Genomic DNA, 15,723 nt, shown 5'->3' with positions numbered 1-15,723 from the left:
TTAGATTTTTACAATACTTATATGAAGGCAGCTGATGTTCTCTGAAAGCCAATCTTTCATGTAACATAAACGTTACAAAAATAGCGTCAACTTAGATTGGGCCTTCACGTGCGTAAATTCTTAATTAGAAATCAATCTGGCTTTTAATAGCTGCACACAGCATCAGTGAAAACTCAGCGAAAGAGAGAAAGGGACTCAGAGGGAGAAATCTAGAAGGCCACCCGTCGAAGCCTAGAGGGCCCTAAGGGGACCCTACTCAACATGGCCGGTATCAACGTAGCGTTTTTGGAAGCTTTTCTGACCACAAAAGACTCGCGTCTTTTAATAGCGTATGAACATACTCAAAGACATCTAGCGTCTTTCTATAAGGATCAGGGATATCTTGCCCTTCACCGTCATTCAGCCAACGACCAAGTAACAGCGTTTTCCCCAAGGCCTGCGGCGTTTGCTTCCCTAGAGCGCGACGCTGGCCTTCCGTCATGACCAAAATGAGATCGGCTTGCTGAATCATTATCGCCGTCAACTGGCGTGCTCGGTGGTGAGTGACATCCAGGCCATCCGATTCTGCCAATTGTCGTGCAAACAATGATACTGGTTCCCCTTGTAAGGCACCTAAGCCAGCAGAGCTGATTTGATAGTTGGGGAGTTGCTGCCTGAGAATTGCTTCAGCGACAGGGCTGCGGCAGATATTACCCGTACAAACCACCAAAATATGCTTGAACATAAGCTACTTATTTCCTTAACAAGAAGCGGAGCATCTAGTCTTCAAATATCGTGCTTAATGCATGCACCCGATAACAAGCCGACCCCGCATTCGATACAAAGGTGATAGTCATCAAAGCCATGGGATATCACTATTGTTGCAGCCAGTGCATTAATTAGCGTATCCATAGCGACTCTTCTGCGGAAGTGCCTCGGGAATCTGAACCCATAGGAAAATCAGCCAGCTAGCGTATACGGCTATACCTGCAGGGTACGCGAAAAAAGAGTAGCTCAAACCAAAGCTTATAAAGGCGACTGTCAACAGTACTCCAGCAACAGAAAAAGATTTATGCACTGGATTTTCACTGCGCAAACCTGGGAGGAAATGCCACAAAGGCACAAGGTAAAGCCCCAGCACCACTAACATGCCAAATAGTCCTCGCCTCACCCAGGCATCCAGTAAATCATTGTGCGCATGCCAGTAATTGCCTAATTTCGGGCTTAGACCCCCTTCAGCTTCTAGCCTTTGCATTGCGGGCTGATAGCCTTCATGTCCGTAGCCCATGAACGGATGCTCACCTATTAACCACAAGGCACCGCGATACATTTCCAGACGCGCTCCCACAGAGCCAACATCCGTTCCCTCAATATAGTGGTGCACATCAGCTACCGCCTTATTCACCCGCCTTTCCACTCCGCTTTGCGGGATGACGTACGCCACCACCAGCACTGCCACGACACAACAGATACCCAACCAACGCCATGCTGCTCGCCACTGATGCGCATAACTGTAATAAAACACACCTATTGCTAATGGCAGAACTAACCAACCACCTCGCGTACCGGAAAGTGCCGATGCCATTACGCCTCCTGCTGCGCCCCCCAGTAACAGTAACAACCAACAAAAACGTGACGTTCTCTGATGCCAGGCCCAGCTCAAACCAGCCAGACATAGCAGCGCACTCAATAACGCAAAATTACCGAAGAAAATGGAGTGTAACGGCGGGTGCCCTGTTGCGCGCGTCAATCCAACCCCAAATTTTTGCCACGCAGCCCATCCACCCGCTCCTAACCCACTTATCGCCAGCCCCGCCCACCATCCTGCTGGCGGTGGTTTAACGGCGCCAATCATCAACACAACCAGCGCAGCTAGCCAAGCGGCTCCCGCCAATGGAAGCGCCTGTTTCAAGCTGTCATGCCATACGCCAATGACAATCTCGACGACACCCAGCCCGACGATCAACACTAATAAAAGGTGATCATCACGCCCACTCGTACGCTCTATACAGCGCCAATTTGGTGTTTTTCTCCAAGCAAGGCTTCCCCCTATAAGAGCAACCACCAGCCCTAGCCAATAGCCTAAAGGCACCAACAGCGGGAATGTGGTGATTGCGATAGCCTGCATAAAGCATCTGCCTTGTCAGTGTCACCGGGAAGCAATCTCTAGCTTGTTTACCCAAGCCCGATAGCCTTTTAAATACGCGTACACAGTCTGTATTATTTACTTGCACAGTATTGCTAGCAATTTGGATCTATCAAAATCACTCAATAAATTACGTGTAAAATCTAGTCACCGACATTGATTGTAGAGGGACTTCCCAATTAAAAGAACACTATTGATCAGCTTAACCTTATCGACAGTAAAACAAGCTGACGATAGTTTGATAACAATCAGCCGGCATATTAACCAATAAAGCTTAATAACATCAGCCACACACGATTAAAAAGCTAATTATCTGCAGGCAACAAGAACCCAAGCGCGATGACAATTAGTACTGGGAACTTGCTACCAACGGCTTCCTCTCCCCTTTACCTCCTCATTACAGTGAATAAAATGCACTAAAAGAAAAGAGAACAGCAGCCATTATTGATCCGCATGTGTTGTTGCTTACGCAAAACGTAGAATCAACCAGACGGCTATCGCTAAAGAATAGAGCGCTGTCTTACCCAATACTGGATTGAGTGCCGCCCCATCTCGCTGCCAAAACACTATATTTAATCCTACGCCTATTAAGCCCAGGCAGCTCCATACCCCCCAGCGCCAAACTTCTGTTGTGAAAGGCAGGGATACCGTCCAAGGGCCGAGCGTTAAGAAGCTAAAAAGCCATCGAGTGGCCCGTGGTCCGAGCCGCACTGCTAGTGTTCGCTTACCAGCCCGCGCATCAGTAAAGCGGTCACGAAGATTATTAACGACCAAAATGGCAGCCACGGGTAGCCCCATTAACAATGCGCTGATGATGGCTCTTTCGTTTACTGGGCTTTGTTGGGCCAGCAGGCTACCTAACACGGCCACTGGGCCAAAAAACAGCCAGACTGCCACTTCTCCTAATCCCAGATTGGCATAGGGACTCCTACCACCGCTGTAACCCAGCACACCAAGCAGCGCTAGCCCACCAAACACCCACAATAACCAATGCCCAAAGAGGGCTAGCCATACACCCGTTACCAAGGCAATTCCTAGCATTAGCAGCAGTCCTACCCGCAGCTCACTAACTCCTAACAAGCCAGACTGGAGTGCACGTGCTGGCCCTAAACGATCGTGCTGATCAACGCCCGAAAGCCCATCAAAAAGATCATTGGCCAAATTAACCGCAAGCTGTAGCGCTAATGCACTAACCAAGCACAAGCACGCGGTGAGCCAGGAGAAATGGCTTGGTAGGACTAACGCCTGTCCTAACAAAATGGGGCCTACCGCTGCAGGCAAAGTACGCGGGCGAAGTGTTTGAATCCAGATGGCCAGTTTGTTGCTGGCAAACTCACCTTGAAATGGCTTAGTACGCGTCATTAATTGTCTTCTTTGGGTTATTGATCATTCCTGGGGCATAGCAGCGATTCTAACCCCGTCCTAGTCGATTAATTTAACAAAGGTACTGCTTCGCTTACCGTTAGGACAAATGTTAGCGCATACAAAGGCTCGCCATTAAAGACAAATTGGTGGCAATTTTTTATGCGAAGAAGACAGAGTTAACGACGAGACACGACACAGCATCCTTTCGCAGAACCACTGCCAAAACGGATGAAATCAAGAGGAAATTTATGCCAACTCAAGGAGGGCCGATTCAGTGGCTATCTTAAAATCCCCTTCACCGAAGCTCCTCATATTAAAAATATACTTAGATTACTTCTTAGACTCTATCAAGCAGATACAGCTTGAAGTAAAAACTGCTTTCGGCAACGCTGTACTAACCGCCAGTTGCATTCATAAATCGCAAAACCTGAACCTCACCATCGGTCGTAAAGTGGTGCCGCTCAGGCTTTTTCGTCATCGCCCCCACAATGGCTGCTTTTAGGCGCTGGATCTCCCCCGGATAACGTCGCATTACGGCGCGTAAATCTACCGAATGCTCATTGCCCAAGCAGAGGAGTAGCCGCCCTTCCGCCGTCACTCGAACACGATTACAGGCAGCACAGAAATTGTGGCTATGGGGAGAGATAAAGCCAATCCGCGATTGGCTGTCTGCCATGCGGTAATAGCGGGATGGACCTAGGGTGGTCTCGGTGGTGGGTAAGAGTCGATAGTGGTTTTCTATGGTCTCACGAACCGCATCAGTGGAAAGAAAGGTTTCACCACGGTTATGCTCGCTGATTGCGCCCAGGGGCATTTCCTCGATAAAGCTGATATCGACTTGTTCATCTCGGGCAAAGTTTACCAAGTCGATAATTTCGTCGTCATTACGCCCCTTAAGCAATACAGCGTTGAGCTTAATCGACTGAAAACCGGCGCGACGTGCGGCACGGATACCCGCGATCACTTGGTTTAAGTCACCTGTTCGAGTTAATGCTTTAAAACGCTCGGGCTTGAGCGAGTCGAGGCTAATATTGAGCCGATGTAGCCCGCCTTGGCGCAAAGCATCGGCATGTTTGACCAGCCCTGAGCCGTTGGTGGTCATCGCCAGCTCGCGCAGGCCCTCCAATTCAGCGAGTTTTTGCACTAGCGTTAGCACCCCCTGGCGTACCAGCGGCTCACCGCCAGTTAGACGGATTTTTTCCACGCCCAGCTCGACGAATGCCTGCGAAAGAGTGGCTATTTCCTCAAGGGTCAGTAATTGGGCTCGAGGCAGGAAGGTCATCTCCTCGGCCATGCAATACACACAGCGAAAGTCACAACGATCCGTTACCGATATACGCAGGTAACGCACCGTACGGCCAAATCCATCGACTAGCGCACTCATTCTACGGGCTCCCCTTGGGAACTGGCATTAACGGGCAGCCGAGCAATGAGTCCTTTTACCTCAGCAGTCACTTCGATGATTGTTTGCTCATCATAAAACTGACCCCGTCGCTTGCGCAGGCCGTTTTCATATAGCTTTACGTGCTCTGTGGGTATCACATCCGCGTTGGCGAGACAGTGGCTGGCACAGTGCATCTGGCACCCATCAATGGCCACGATAGGCCGCCCGGAACGGGCAATGCGCACTAGGCCAGGCACACCACCACCGACACCGGCAATGCACGACATTTCTGCCTCTCCTGCATGGTCAAGTCGCAGGGCAACACTATTGGCTAGTTGCGCAACATCAGAGCAGCCGGAACAAGCATAAATCAGTGCGCGAGGTTTGTGATGTGAAGACATACCCTCTCCTATAAAAAACTAACGAGGTCAGTGGTCACGACTGAAAAAGTGATTCAAGCGACGAACTGATTGATAGGGTAGTAGTGATACGCCTCCCCTTCTGCCACATCGGTTTCGGAGTTAATCATTAAATAACCATCAGCTTGGCTAGCCGCACCAAGCATATGCGAGCCCTGTCCGCCCGCTAACTGCGCCACGGGACTCCCCTGTGACCAATCCAACACTACCCGTAATAGCTCGCAGCGCCCTTTGGGCCCACGCTGAGAGAAGCCCGCTGTTACTGGAAAACACTGTAGCGCAGCTAAGTGCCGACCCTGCATAGCATGAATAAACGGCAGCGCCAGCAGTTGCCAGCCCACCAAGGAGGCCACGGGGTTACCCGGCAGCGCCATTAACGGCGTGCAAGTGGAAGGCTCCGCGCCCAGATAACCGAATGCAAAAGGCTTTCCGGGTTTCATCGCAACACCATGAAAATGTAGCCCACCGCGCTGCTCGATCACCGGACGAACGTGATCCTCCTCGCCTACCGAAACGCCACCGGTGCATATCACCACATCTGCAATGGTTTGTGCGTGCTCAAAGGCCTGGTGCAATGACTGCGGCGAATCAGCGATGACGCCCAGATCCAGTACATCGCACTGCGCTTGTGCGAGCAGTACGTTAAGCATGGCGCGATTGCTGTCGTATACCTGTCCCGGAGATCGCACCGCGCCTGGGGCAATCAGCTCATCGCCGGTTGAGAGCAATGCCACCCGTAGGCGCCGCTTGACGGCAACGATATTGATCCCGTGGCTTGCCAGAAGCGCAATCGACGCTGAGTCAAGAAACTTACCCGCAGCGAGTAGCGGGGTTCCCATGCGGGTTTCCTCGCCTTGACGGCGAATATTAGCGCCTAGCACCAAGCTACCCTCGAGGTGTATATGCCCACGCTTATCAAGGGTTACCCGCTCTTGAGGCACCACAATATCAGCCCCTATGGGTACCGGCGCGCCGGTGAAAATACGCGCGCAGCCCCCTTCGGGTAGCAGCATGACACCTGCGCCAGCTGGCACGCGTTGAAGAATGGGTAGGCCTGCACCGCGAGGTGCCGCTTGGTAATCAGCCAGACACAGCGCGTAACCATCCATAGCGCTATTGTCCACGCCCGGCATATCGAGAGGTGCAACCACCATTTCTGCCAGCACTCGCCCCGCCGACTGTTCAAGGGAGACGTTTTCTACGGCATTAATCGGCGTGGCTGCGTCGATAACTCGTTGGCGTGCATCAAATAAATTTAATAAGCCGGGCGTGACTATTTCTGCGCATTGACAGTTCATAAGCGCTCCGAAACATGCGACGTCGTTTCTACTTGACGTCCACTACAAGCAGGAGCAGAAGGCAACACCATTGCTACAAAGTTGCAGGGCCGAGTGCGGGAGTCCAACTGCAATGAGATGATTTTTTCCCACGCCAATTCACATGCTTTGGGCGAACCGGGCATCGCAAACAACAGTGTCTGGTTGGCAACCCCCGCCACTGCCCTAGATTGAATAGTCGACGTGCCAATCGTTTGCAGAGAGTAGTAGCGAAACAGCTCGCCATACCCCTCAATTGCTTTGTCAAAAAGAGGAACTAACGCCTCAGGTGTGGTATCGCGAGCAGTGAAGCCCGTACCGCCATTCACCAGTATCGTCTGAATTTCTTTACGCGCAATCCATTCCGAAACCACAGCACGAACCTGATAAATATCATCAGGCACGATGCGCCGCTCCATTAGGTTATGGCCGCTTTCAATAAGATGCGCGGCGAGTAAGTCACCACTGCCATCCTCATCGAATCCACGCGTATCGGAAACGGTTAACACCGCGATGCCAAGCGGAATGAAAAGAGCATCTACAGGAACATGGGACATCAAGCCTCTCCTATTAGCTTTCCTATTGCTTCAAGCTATTGCATCAAGCTGCCGCCAGCATCGTCATCCAGCACAATCCCTTCGACGCCTATTTCGCTCTCTAACATCAGCAAATAGTGACGCAGCGCACGTCGAGTTGCCTGCTCCCGAAGGCTATGGCGCACCCGGTCAATCACTTGATCGAAAGGTAACGCCCTACCTTCTCTGCGCTCGTCAATACTGACCACATGCCAGCCATAGCGAGACGCCAAGGGGCGCTCATGTAGACCTTCGGGCAGGTGCTGCAAAGCGCGGTCCAACTCTGGAACGGTTTGCCCCGACACTAGCCAACCCAAATCACCATCCAGCTCTTTTGAAGGGCACGCGGAGTGGTGTTGAGCAAATTCGGCAAACCGTTCGGGTATCTGATTAAGCTGTTCGAGTAGCTTTTCGCCAAGCTGGTAAGCATCGTCGCGACCCTGGGAGTCATCGGGTGCGGCCGCGAGCAGGATATGCCGAACGCGTAACTGCACTGGTTCGCTAAAGCGCTCACGGTGGGTGTCAAAAAAGCGCTGGCAATCTGCTTCCCCCGGTTCGGGCACCTCAAGCTCCTGTTCGAGCAAAGCAGCAATCGCCGCATCTTCCTGTGCCTCGCTAACGTCCTGTGTCAATAGTAGGCCCAGGACGCTAGCACGCTGGCGAAGCAGCTCTCTGACCACCAACGCACGGGCTGCCTGAAGCTGGGCCTCTCCCGCCGTTTCGGCGGGGTGGTACTGCATCTCCAACGCAATCGTTGCTTCATCGATAGGGGTATCACCGACACGTACCGGAGGCGCAGCAACGCCCCCAGGTAACTGTTCGATATCAATCATCTGCATATTATTTCTCCTCTAGGCCTGGCCGAGCACAAGCCAGTTTTTAGCCACGACGGCGGACAAGCTGATAACGCCGGGTCACATAGCCAAACGGCGCGCTCCACACATGCACCAAGCGGGTAAAGGGGAACAGCAGGATGATGGTCAGGCCGATAAAGATATGCAGTTTGTAGATCCACGACACTTCCTGCATGTAGTCCGCCGCACCGCCGCTGAAGAAGACAATCGACTGCGCCCAGCTAGAGAGCGTTAGCATCATCTCGCCGTCCATATGGCCCAACGAGAAGATGATGGTCACCATACCTAGGCACGCCTGTAAGACGATCAAGCCCAAGATCAAGGTATCCATCATGCTCGACGACGCCTTTACGCGCGGGTTGGCCAGACGACGATAGAGCAACATGGCGCCGCCCACCACGCACATGGCACCGGCAATACCGCCCACCACGATAGCCACTAGCTGTTTAGTACCGGCGTGCAGGAACGGCTCATAAACCCAGTGCGGCGTGAGCATGCCCACCAAGTGACCGAAGAAAATCACGATAATCCCGATATGAAACAGGTTGCTGCCCAGGCGCATGTTCTTTGAAGAGAGCATCTGGCTAGAACCGGTCTTCCAAGTGTACTGACCATGATCAAAACGGAGCAGGCTGCCAAGCAGAAACACCGTGCCCGCGAGATAGGGGTAGTAACCGTAGATCAGATGGGTTAAGTAATGCGCAATCGCGTCATACATGGTGATTCTCCTATTAACGATCGGCGGAAGGAGCGGAAGAGGCATTTAAAGACGGAGCAGGCATAATGCGTACCGGCTGGCTCTGAACGGTGTGCTTGCGCTCAACCAAGCGGCGACCTTCAGCAGACTGCAGCGCACAGTCTTCGTCAGAGGTTGCTGAGAAACGCACCGCTTCTTCTTCCCATACGGCGTCTAGTGCTTCGGGGGTGTTGTCCGGCGCTTCTTTTTTGACCTGGGGCCGATGCTCCTCGACATCTCCCTCGGCACCGATCAACGCCAATAGTGACAACGGTACTAGCGCGTGATCCGCACCCCGCTCCTCCAGCCGTGCCGTCAGCAACGCCAGGATATGGCGTATTTCGCCCAGCCAGCGGCCAATTTCGGCGTCGTCGCACATTGAAAGGTATTCAAGAAATACCGGTAGATGATCGGGCAGTTCACGGGCATCTAGTTCAAAACCGGCCGCGCTGTACTCGGCCATAAGATCCACCATGGCCTGACCACGGTCACGTGATTCACCGTGAACGTGCTCGAATAGCAGCAGCGACGTAGCTCGCCCCTTATCGAACATAGCGACGTACTCGGCCTGCAGCTCAAGCAGGTCGCCCTCTTGGAGACGCTGACACCACTCCATTAGTGACGACTTGAGAGCCACCCCCAGGCGGCGCTCGGCATTTAGAATTTCGATGAGTTCGCCGCAGGCATCCTGCAGTTCCTGGGTCGGGTAATCGAGCAGGCGGGCCAGTACGCGTAGGCTACGCATACCCTGTAGCGGCTCGAACGACGGCTCTACCAGGGTCGGCGATTGGGTAGCGGCTTCAGTCATGCCGAGACTCCTCAAGTTGTGGCTGCGGGTCGAAGACCTCTACCGGTTTCACCAACACGCTGGTCTGCTTACGGCCATTAAACAGGTTGGGCTGGCTCTCACCATGGCAACCATCACCAAAGGTAAAGCCGCATCCTCCCCGTTCCGGGAAGGCTTCGGTGGCCATTTCCCGATGGCTGGTGGGGATCACAAACCGATCCTCGTAGTTGGCAATGGCCAGGTAGCGGTACATCTCCTCTACTTGGGCGACGCTCAGCCCCACGGCATCGAGCACGTCGGCGTTGGGGGCACCCTCTACGTGCTTGCCGCGCATGTAGACACGCATCGCCATTAAGCGCTTGAGTGCCAACACCACGGGCTCCTCTTCACCGGCAGTCAACAGGTTAGCCAGGTACTTCACCGGGATACGCAGTGATTCAATCTTGGGCAGGATGCCGTCAAACTCCACATGCCCCGCCTCAGCGGCGGACTGAATCGGCGACAGCGGCGGCACGTACCACACCATCGGCAGCGTGCGGTATTCCGGGTGCAGTGGCAGCGCCAACCCCCAGTCGATAGCCATCTTGTAGACCGGAGAGGCCTGGGCGGCTTTGATGACGTTATCCTGGATGCCATCCCGCTTGGCCTGGGCAATCACTTCCGGATCGTTGGGATCTAGGAAAATCTCGCACTGGCGATGGTAGAGGTCACGCTCATCCGGCGAGCTTGCCACTTCCTCGATGCGATCAGCGTCATACAGCAGTACGCCGAGATAGCGAATGCGGCCCACACAGGTCTCGGAGCAGATGGTCGGCTGGCCGGCCTCGATACGCGGGTAGCAGAAAATACACTTCTCGGACTTACCGCTTTTCCAGTTGTAGTAGATCTTCTTGTAGGGGCAGCCGGAGATACACATCCGCCAGCCACGGCACTTGTCCTGGTCGATTAGAACGATGCCGTCCTCTTCCCGCTTGTAGATCGCACCACTGGGGCAAGCCGCTACACAGGTGGGGTTCAAGCAATGCTCGCACAGGCGCGGCAGATACATCATGAAGGTGTTTTCGAACTGGCCGTAAATATCTGCCTGCACCTTGTCAAAGTTCTTGACAAAGTTGGCATCTTTGCGCCGCTTGGCGAACTCGGTGCCAAGAATCTCTTCCCAGTTCGGGCCCCATTCGATCTTTTTCATACGCTGACCGGAAATCAGCGAGCGCGGGCGCGCCACCGGCTGGTGCTCGCCGATCTTGGCGGTATGCAGATGTTGGTAGTCAAACGTGAACGGCTCATAGTAGTCGTCCATTTCAGGCAAGTCGGGGTTGGCGAAAATGTTCGCCAGCACCCGCCATTTGCCACCAATACGCGGTTCAATCCGACCGTCGTTACGGCGCATCCAACCGCCCTTCCACTTGGCCTGGTTCTCCCACTCTTTGGGATAGCCGATACCGGGCTTGGTCTCGACATTGTTGAACCAGGCGTACTCCATACCTTCGCGACTGGTCCAGACGTTTTTGCAGGTCACCGAACAGGTGTGGCAACCGATACACTTATCAAGGTTGAGAACCATGCCTACCTGGGAACGAATTTTCATTTCACGGCCTCCCTAGTACTGTTCTTAAGAGCCACGTTCTCCTGAACACTGTCATTGCCTTCACCATCCAGCCAGTCAACGTGTTTCATCTTGCGCACTAACACGAACTCATCGCGGTTTGAGCCAACGGTGCCGTAGTAATTAAAACTGTAAGAGAGCTGCGCGTAGCCGCCGATCATGTGGGTTGGCTTGGGGCAGACCCGGGTGACCGAGTTGTGAATACCGCCCCGCGTACCGGTGACCTCAGAGCCAGGGACGTTCACGTTGCGCTCCTGGGCGTGGTACATCATCACCATGCCCGCCTTGACCCGCTGGCTGACCACTGCCCGCGCGGCAATCGAGCCGTTGGCGTTGTAGACCTCGATCCAGTCGTTGTCCTCGATATCGATCTCAGCCGCATCTGCCTCGGAGAGCCACACCACCGGGCCGCCTCGGTTGAGCGTCAACATCAGCAGGTTGTCCGAGTAAGTGGAGTGGATGCCCCACTTCTGGTGCGGCGTGAGGAAGTTCAGCGCCTTGCTCTTGAAGCCGTTGTCGGCGGGAAGCTGGAAGCCTTTGGCCGCCTTGGTATCGATGGGCGGACGATAGACCAGCAGGCTTTCGCCGAACGCGCGCATCCAGGCATGATCCTGATAGAACTGCTGACGACCACTCACGGTGCGCCATGGAATCAGCTCGTGAACGTTGGTGTAACCGGCGTTATAGGAGACGTGCTCATCCTCAAGGCCAGACCAAGTCGGGCTGGAGATAATTTTGCGCGGCTGGGCGACAACATCGCGAAAGCGGATTTTTTCGTCATGTTTGGGCCTTGCCAGGTGGGTATGGTCACGCCCGGTAATTTTGGAGAGTGCATCCCACGCCTTTACTGCCACGGCGCCGTTGGTTTCCGGTGCCAGGGTCAGAATCATCTCGGCGGCATCGATAGCGCTGTCGATCAACGGGCTCCCTTTATGCGGGCCATCCAGCTTGCGATGGTTGAGTTTGCCCAGCAGCTCGACTTCCGCATCGGTGTTCCAAGCGATGCCCTTGCCGCCGTTACCGATGCTTTCCAGCAAAGGCCCTACGGAGGTAAAGCGCTCATAGGTTTCGGGATAGTTGCGCTTGACCTCAATCAGCGATGGCATGGTCTTGCCGGGAATCGGCGCGCATTCGCCCTTCTTCCAATCCATCACCGCCGGTTGGGCCAACTCTCCTGGCGAGTCGTGCTGCATCGGTAGCGTGACCAGGTCGGTCTCTTCGCCCAGGTGGCCGACACACACCTTGGAGAATGCTTTGGCAATACCCTTATAAATATCCCAGTCGCTGCGCGATTCCCAGGCAGGGTCGGTGGCGGCAGTCAAGGGGTGAATAAAGGGGTGCATGTCAGAAGTGTTAAGGTCGTCCTTCTCATACCAGGTCGCCGTAGGCAGCACGATATCCGAGTAGAGGCAGGTGGTGGACATACGGAAATCCAGCGTCACCAGCAGGTCGAGCTTGCCTTCCGGCGCCTCGTCACGCCATACCACTTCTTCGGGCTTCTGGCCGCCGAAGTCGCCCAGGTCTTTGCCCTGAATACCATGGCGAGTACCCAGCAGGTACTTGAGCATGTACTCATGGCCCTTACCGGAGCTGCCCAGCAGGTTGGAGCGCCAGATGAACATATTACGCGGGAAGTTCTCTGGCGCATCCGGGTCTTCCGCGGCAAAGCGCAGTTCACCGCTCTTGAGCTGCGCAACGGCATAGTCGGCTGTCGACATACCCGCGGCTTCGGCTTTTTTCGCTAGGCGTAGCGGGTTAGTGTCCAGTTGAGGTGCTGACGGCAGCCAGCCCATGCGCTCAGCGCGCACGTTAAAGTCGATCAGGCTGCCGGGGTAATCCTCGGCCTTGGCCAACGGCGAAAGAATTTCTTTAATCTCTAGCTTCTCGTAGCGCCACTGGGAGGAGTGACTATAGAAGAAGGAAGTAGAGTTCATATGGCGCGGCGGGCGCTGCCAGTCGAGGCCAAAGGCCAAAGGCGTCCAGCCAGTCTGCGGACGCAGTTTTTCCTGACCAACGTAGTGGGCCCAGCCGCCACCGCTCTGACCGATACAACCACACATGACCAGCATGTTAATCAGGCCGCGGTAGTTCATGTCCATGTGGTACCAGTGGTTCATACCGGCACCAACGATGATCATGCTACGGCCGTTGGTTTTATTGGCATTATCGGCAAATTCACGGGCAATGCGGGTGCACTGCCCTGCAGGGACGCCGGTGATTTTCTCCTGCCACGCGGGGGTATAGGGACGAATCTGATCAAACGAGGTCGCGCCATCATCTTCGCCGTCGCCGACAAAGCCACGGTCGATACCGTAGTTGGCACACATCAGATCAAAAACGGTGACCGCCAGCATGTCGCTGCCATCGGCTCTCTTCAAGCGTTTGGCGGGCAAATTGTGGAACAGTAGGTCATCGGCGGCGCCAACACCGGCTCCTTTTACGTGCTCAAAGTGTTCGTGTTCGATACCACCAAAGTAAGGAAACGCAACGCGCGCGACGCTATCGTGGTGATTGACCAAACTGAGTAACGGCTTGATTTCAGTGCCTGCGGCGTCCAGCGATTCCAGATTCCACTTGCCCACCTCGTCGCCAGTTTCCCCCCAGCGGAAACCGATGGAGCCGCGCGGCACCACCAGCTGGTCACGGGTTTCGTCCCAGGCGACGGTTTTCCACTCAGGGTTGTTTTCCTGGCCCAGGGCAGCATCAAAATCACTGGCACGCAGTTGGCGACCCGGTGCGAAGCTGCCATCTTCACGCGCTTCCAGTTCCACTAGGAACGGCATGTCGGTATAGCGGCGCACATAATCAGTGAAATAAGCACTCGGGTTATCGAGGTGAAACTCTTTGAGAATGACATGGCCCATGGCCATCGCCAGTGCAGCATCGGTGCCCTGCTTGGCGGACAGCCATTCATCGGTCAGTTTGGAAACTTCGGCATAATCCGGAGTGATCGAAACCGTCTTGGTACCCTTGTAGCGCACTTCGGTAAAGAAGTGAGCATCCGGGGTACGCGTTTGAGGCACGTTAGAGCCCCAGGCAATAATGTAGCCGGAGTTGTACCAGTCAGCCGACTCGGGAACGTCGGTCTGCTCGCCCCAGGTCATCGGTGAGGCTGGCGGCAAGTCGCAATACCAGTCGTAGAAGCTCATGCAGACGCCGCCAATCAGCGACAGGTAGCGGCTACCCGCGGCGTAGCTGACCATCGACATGGCAGGAATCGGCGAAAAGCCAAGGATACGATCAGGGCCGTACTGCTTAGCGGTGTAAACGTTAGAGGCAGCGATCAGCTCGTTGAGCTCGTCCCAGTTACCGCGCACGAAGCCGCCCATGCCGCGAGCACGCTTGTACTGTTTGGTCTTGGCGGGGTCTTCAACAATAGAGGCCCAGGCGTCGACCGGGTCTGGGTTAGCCTTCAGCGCTTCGCGCCATAGCGCCAGCAACGGCTTACGAATCAACGGGTATTTGAGGCGATTGGCGCTGTACAGATACCAGGAGTAACTGGCGCCACGCGGACAGCCACGCGGTTCATGGTTGGGCAGATCAGGGCGTGTGCGCGGATAGTCGGTCTGCTGGGTTTCCCAGGTAACCAAACCGTTTTTAACGTAGATCTTCCAGCTACAGGAGCCGGTGCAGTTCACCCCGTGGGTGGAACGCACCACTTTATCGTGCTGCCAGCGGGCACGATAGCTATCTTCCCACTGGCGGGATTCACTGCGTAATTCGCCATGCTCATTAGCAAAGGGCTCGCGGGACTTGCGGAAGAAATTCAGCCGATCTATGAAGTGACTCATGGTCGATCTCCAGGCTCCTCGGAAATTTGCATACCCGACAGTGCGGGTTCCATGGAGTGGATTCTGCGTGATCGACAAGGGAATTACTGCGTGATTACCTCCATATACACCCTATCTACCCCCAAGGTGATAGAGCGGCCAACGTAAAGGAATAGACGGTTGGCGCTGTTGAAATTACACCGTGCTTGAATGCTTGCTGTAGCGGAGCGGAATATGCTCGCAGGCCTTCAACTACGTTTACATTGCAACTCACTGAACATTCATACAACATGCTTTTTATAGCCGGATTACTCTCGGAGCAAAGCACACTCCATGCACCTCACCCGATTCACTGATTATTCGATACGCGTCTTGATCTTTCTTGCTACCAAGGGAGAGGAGCGCTCTACCATTCACGAGATTGCCGAGACCTTTAATATCTCACGCAATCATTTGATGAAAATCGTTCAAGAGCTAAGTCAAAAGAACTACGTTACCGCTATTCGTGGCAAGAATGGCGGCTTACTGCTAACACGGGACCCCGCAACCATTGGGTTAGGCGAGCTAGTACGCGAGATGGAGCATGACATGGCGTTAGTGGAGTGCTTTCATAGCGATAATGCATGCATCATTACGCCGGCATGTCGCCTTCAACCGATTCTTAATGATGCACTTTCAGCATTTCTAAGTGTACTCGACCACTACACATTGGCCGACCTGCTGGGCAGTCAACAATCTCAACTGGCGCAACTTATGCGCATTCCTACCGTCAGCGCATAGCACTCC

At 54.3% G+C, this 15,723-nt stretch carries 13 protein-coding genes; 1 reads left to right on the top strand and 12 read right to left on the bottom strand.

Annotation, left to right across the window (positions count from 1 at the left end; all coding sequences use genetic code 11):
* Positions 1-271: 271 nt before the first annotated feature.
* The 12 genes from INT21_RS11065 to INT21_RS11010 form a co-directional block, all read right to left on the bottom strand.
* Entirely contained in the window at positions 272-724 is a 453-nt protein-coding gene (locus INT21_RS11065; protein ID WP_193085199.1) for a low molecular weight protein-tyrosine-phosphatase, read from the bottom strand.
* Positions 725-874: 150 nt separating this feature from the next.
* Positions 875-2,107, bottom strand: coding sequence for an O-antigen ligase family protein (locus INT21_RS11060; protein WP_193085198.1), 1,233 nt, complete (start codon positions 2,105-2,107; stop codon positions 875-877).
* 483 nt (positions 2,108-2,590) lie between these two features.
* Positions 2,591-3,487: a 1,4-dihydroxy-2-naphthoate octaprenyltransferase gene (gene menA / locus INT21_RS11055; RefSeq protein WP_193085197.1), complete on the bottom strand. Its 897-nt coding sequence runs from the start codon at positions 3,485-3,487 to the stop codon at positions 2,591-2,593.
* A gap of 397 nt (positions 3,488-3,884) precedes the next feature.
* Positions 3,885-4,874 carry a GTP 3',8-cyclase MoaA gene (gene moaA / locus INT21_RS11050; protein ID WP_089038508.1) on the bottom strand — a complete coding sequence of 330 codons (990 nt, stop codon included), beginning with the start codon at positions 4,872-4,874 and terminating at the stop codon, positions 3,885-3,887.
* Positions 4,871-5,275 carry a putative zinc-binding protein gene (locus tag INT21_RS11045; RefSeq protein ID WP_193085196.1) on the bottom strand — a complete coding sequence of 135 codons (405 nt, stop codon included), beginning with the start codon at positions 5,273-5,275 and terminating at the stop codon, positions 4,871-4,873. The genes moaA and INT21_RS11045 overlap by 4 nt, the downstream gene beginning before the upstream one ends.
* Before the next feature lie 53 nt (positions 5,276-5,328).
* Positions 5,329-6,591, bottom strand: coding sequence for a molybdopterin molybdotransferase MoeA (locus INT21_RS11040; RefSeq protein WP_193085195.1), 1,263 nt, complete (start codon positions 6,589-6,591; stop codon positions 5,329-5,331).
* A complete protein-coding gene (gene moaB / locus INT21_RS11035) occupies positions 6,588-7,166 on the bottom strand; it encodes a molybdenum cofactor biosynthesis protein B (RefSeq protein WP_120386877.1) in 579 nt (192 codons plus the stop codon). The genes INT21_RS11040 and moaB overlap by 4 nt, the downstream gene beginning before the upstream one ends.
* 35 nt (positions 7,167-7,201) lie before the next feature.
* Positions 7,202-8,023, bottom strand: a complete 822-nt coding sequence (locus INT21_RS11030) for a peptidylprolyl isomerase (protein ID WP_038484870.1) — start codon at positions 8,021-8,023, stop codon at positions 7,202-7,204.
* 40 nt (positions 8,024-8,063) lie between these two features.
* Positions 8,064-8,756: a respiratory nitrate reductase subunit gamma gene (gene narI, locus INT21_RS11025; RefSeq protein ID WP_038484872.1), complete on the bottom strand. Its 693-nt coding sequence runs from the start codon at positions 8,754-8,756 to the stop codon at positions 8,064-8,066.
* Positions 8,757-8,769: 13 nt separating this feature from the next.
* Positions 8,770-9,582 (bottom strand): nitrate reductase molybdenum cofactor assembly chaperone, encoded by an 813-nt coding sequence (gene narJ, locus INT21_RS11020; protein ID WP_038484874.1) that lies wholly within the window; start codon positions 9,580-9,582, stop codon positions 8,770-8,772.
* Positions 9,575-11,149, bottom strand: a complete 1,575-nt coding sequence (gene narH, locus INT21_RS11015) for a nitrate reductase subunit beta (RefSeq protein ID WP_193085194.1) — start codon at positions 11,147-11,149, stop codon at positions 9,575-9,577. The genes narJ and narH overlap by 8 nt, the downstream gene beginning before the upstream one ends.
* Positions 11,146-14,958, bottom strand: a complete 3,813-nt coding sequence (locus tag INT21_RS11010; protein ID WP_193085193.1) for a nitrate reductase subunit alpha — start codon at positions 14,956-14,958, stop codon at positions 11,146-11,148. The genes narH and INT21_RS11010 overlap by 4 nt, the downstream gene beginning before the upstream one ends.
* Positions 14,959-15,270: 312 nt before the next feature.
* Here INT21_RS11010 and INT21_RS11005 point away from each other — a divergent pair, with 312 nt between their 5' ends.
* Positions 15,271-15,717, top strand: coding sequence for an Rrf2 family transcriptional regulator (locus tag INT21_RS11005; RefSeq protein WP_089038516.1), 447 nt, complete (start codon positions 15,271-15,273; stop codon positions 15,715-15,717).
* The last annotated feature ends 6 nt before the right edge of the window (positions 15,718-15,723 follow it).

The sequence above is a fragment of the Halomonas sp. 3F2F genome (assembly GCF_014897805.1).
Classification (GTDB): domain Bacteria; phylum Pseudomonadota; class Gammaproteobacteria; order Pseudomonadales; family Halomonadaceae; genus Vreelandella.
The sequence above is the reverse complement of the archived record's forward strand: the minus strand, read 5'-3'. Positions and strand labels throughout refer to the sequence as shown.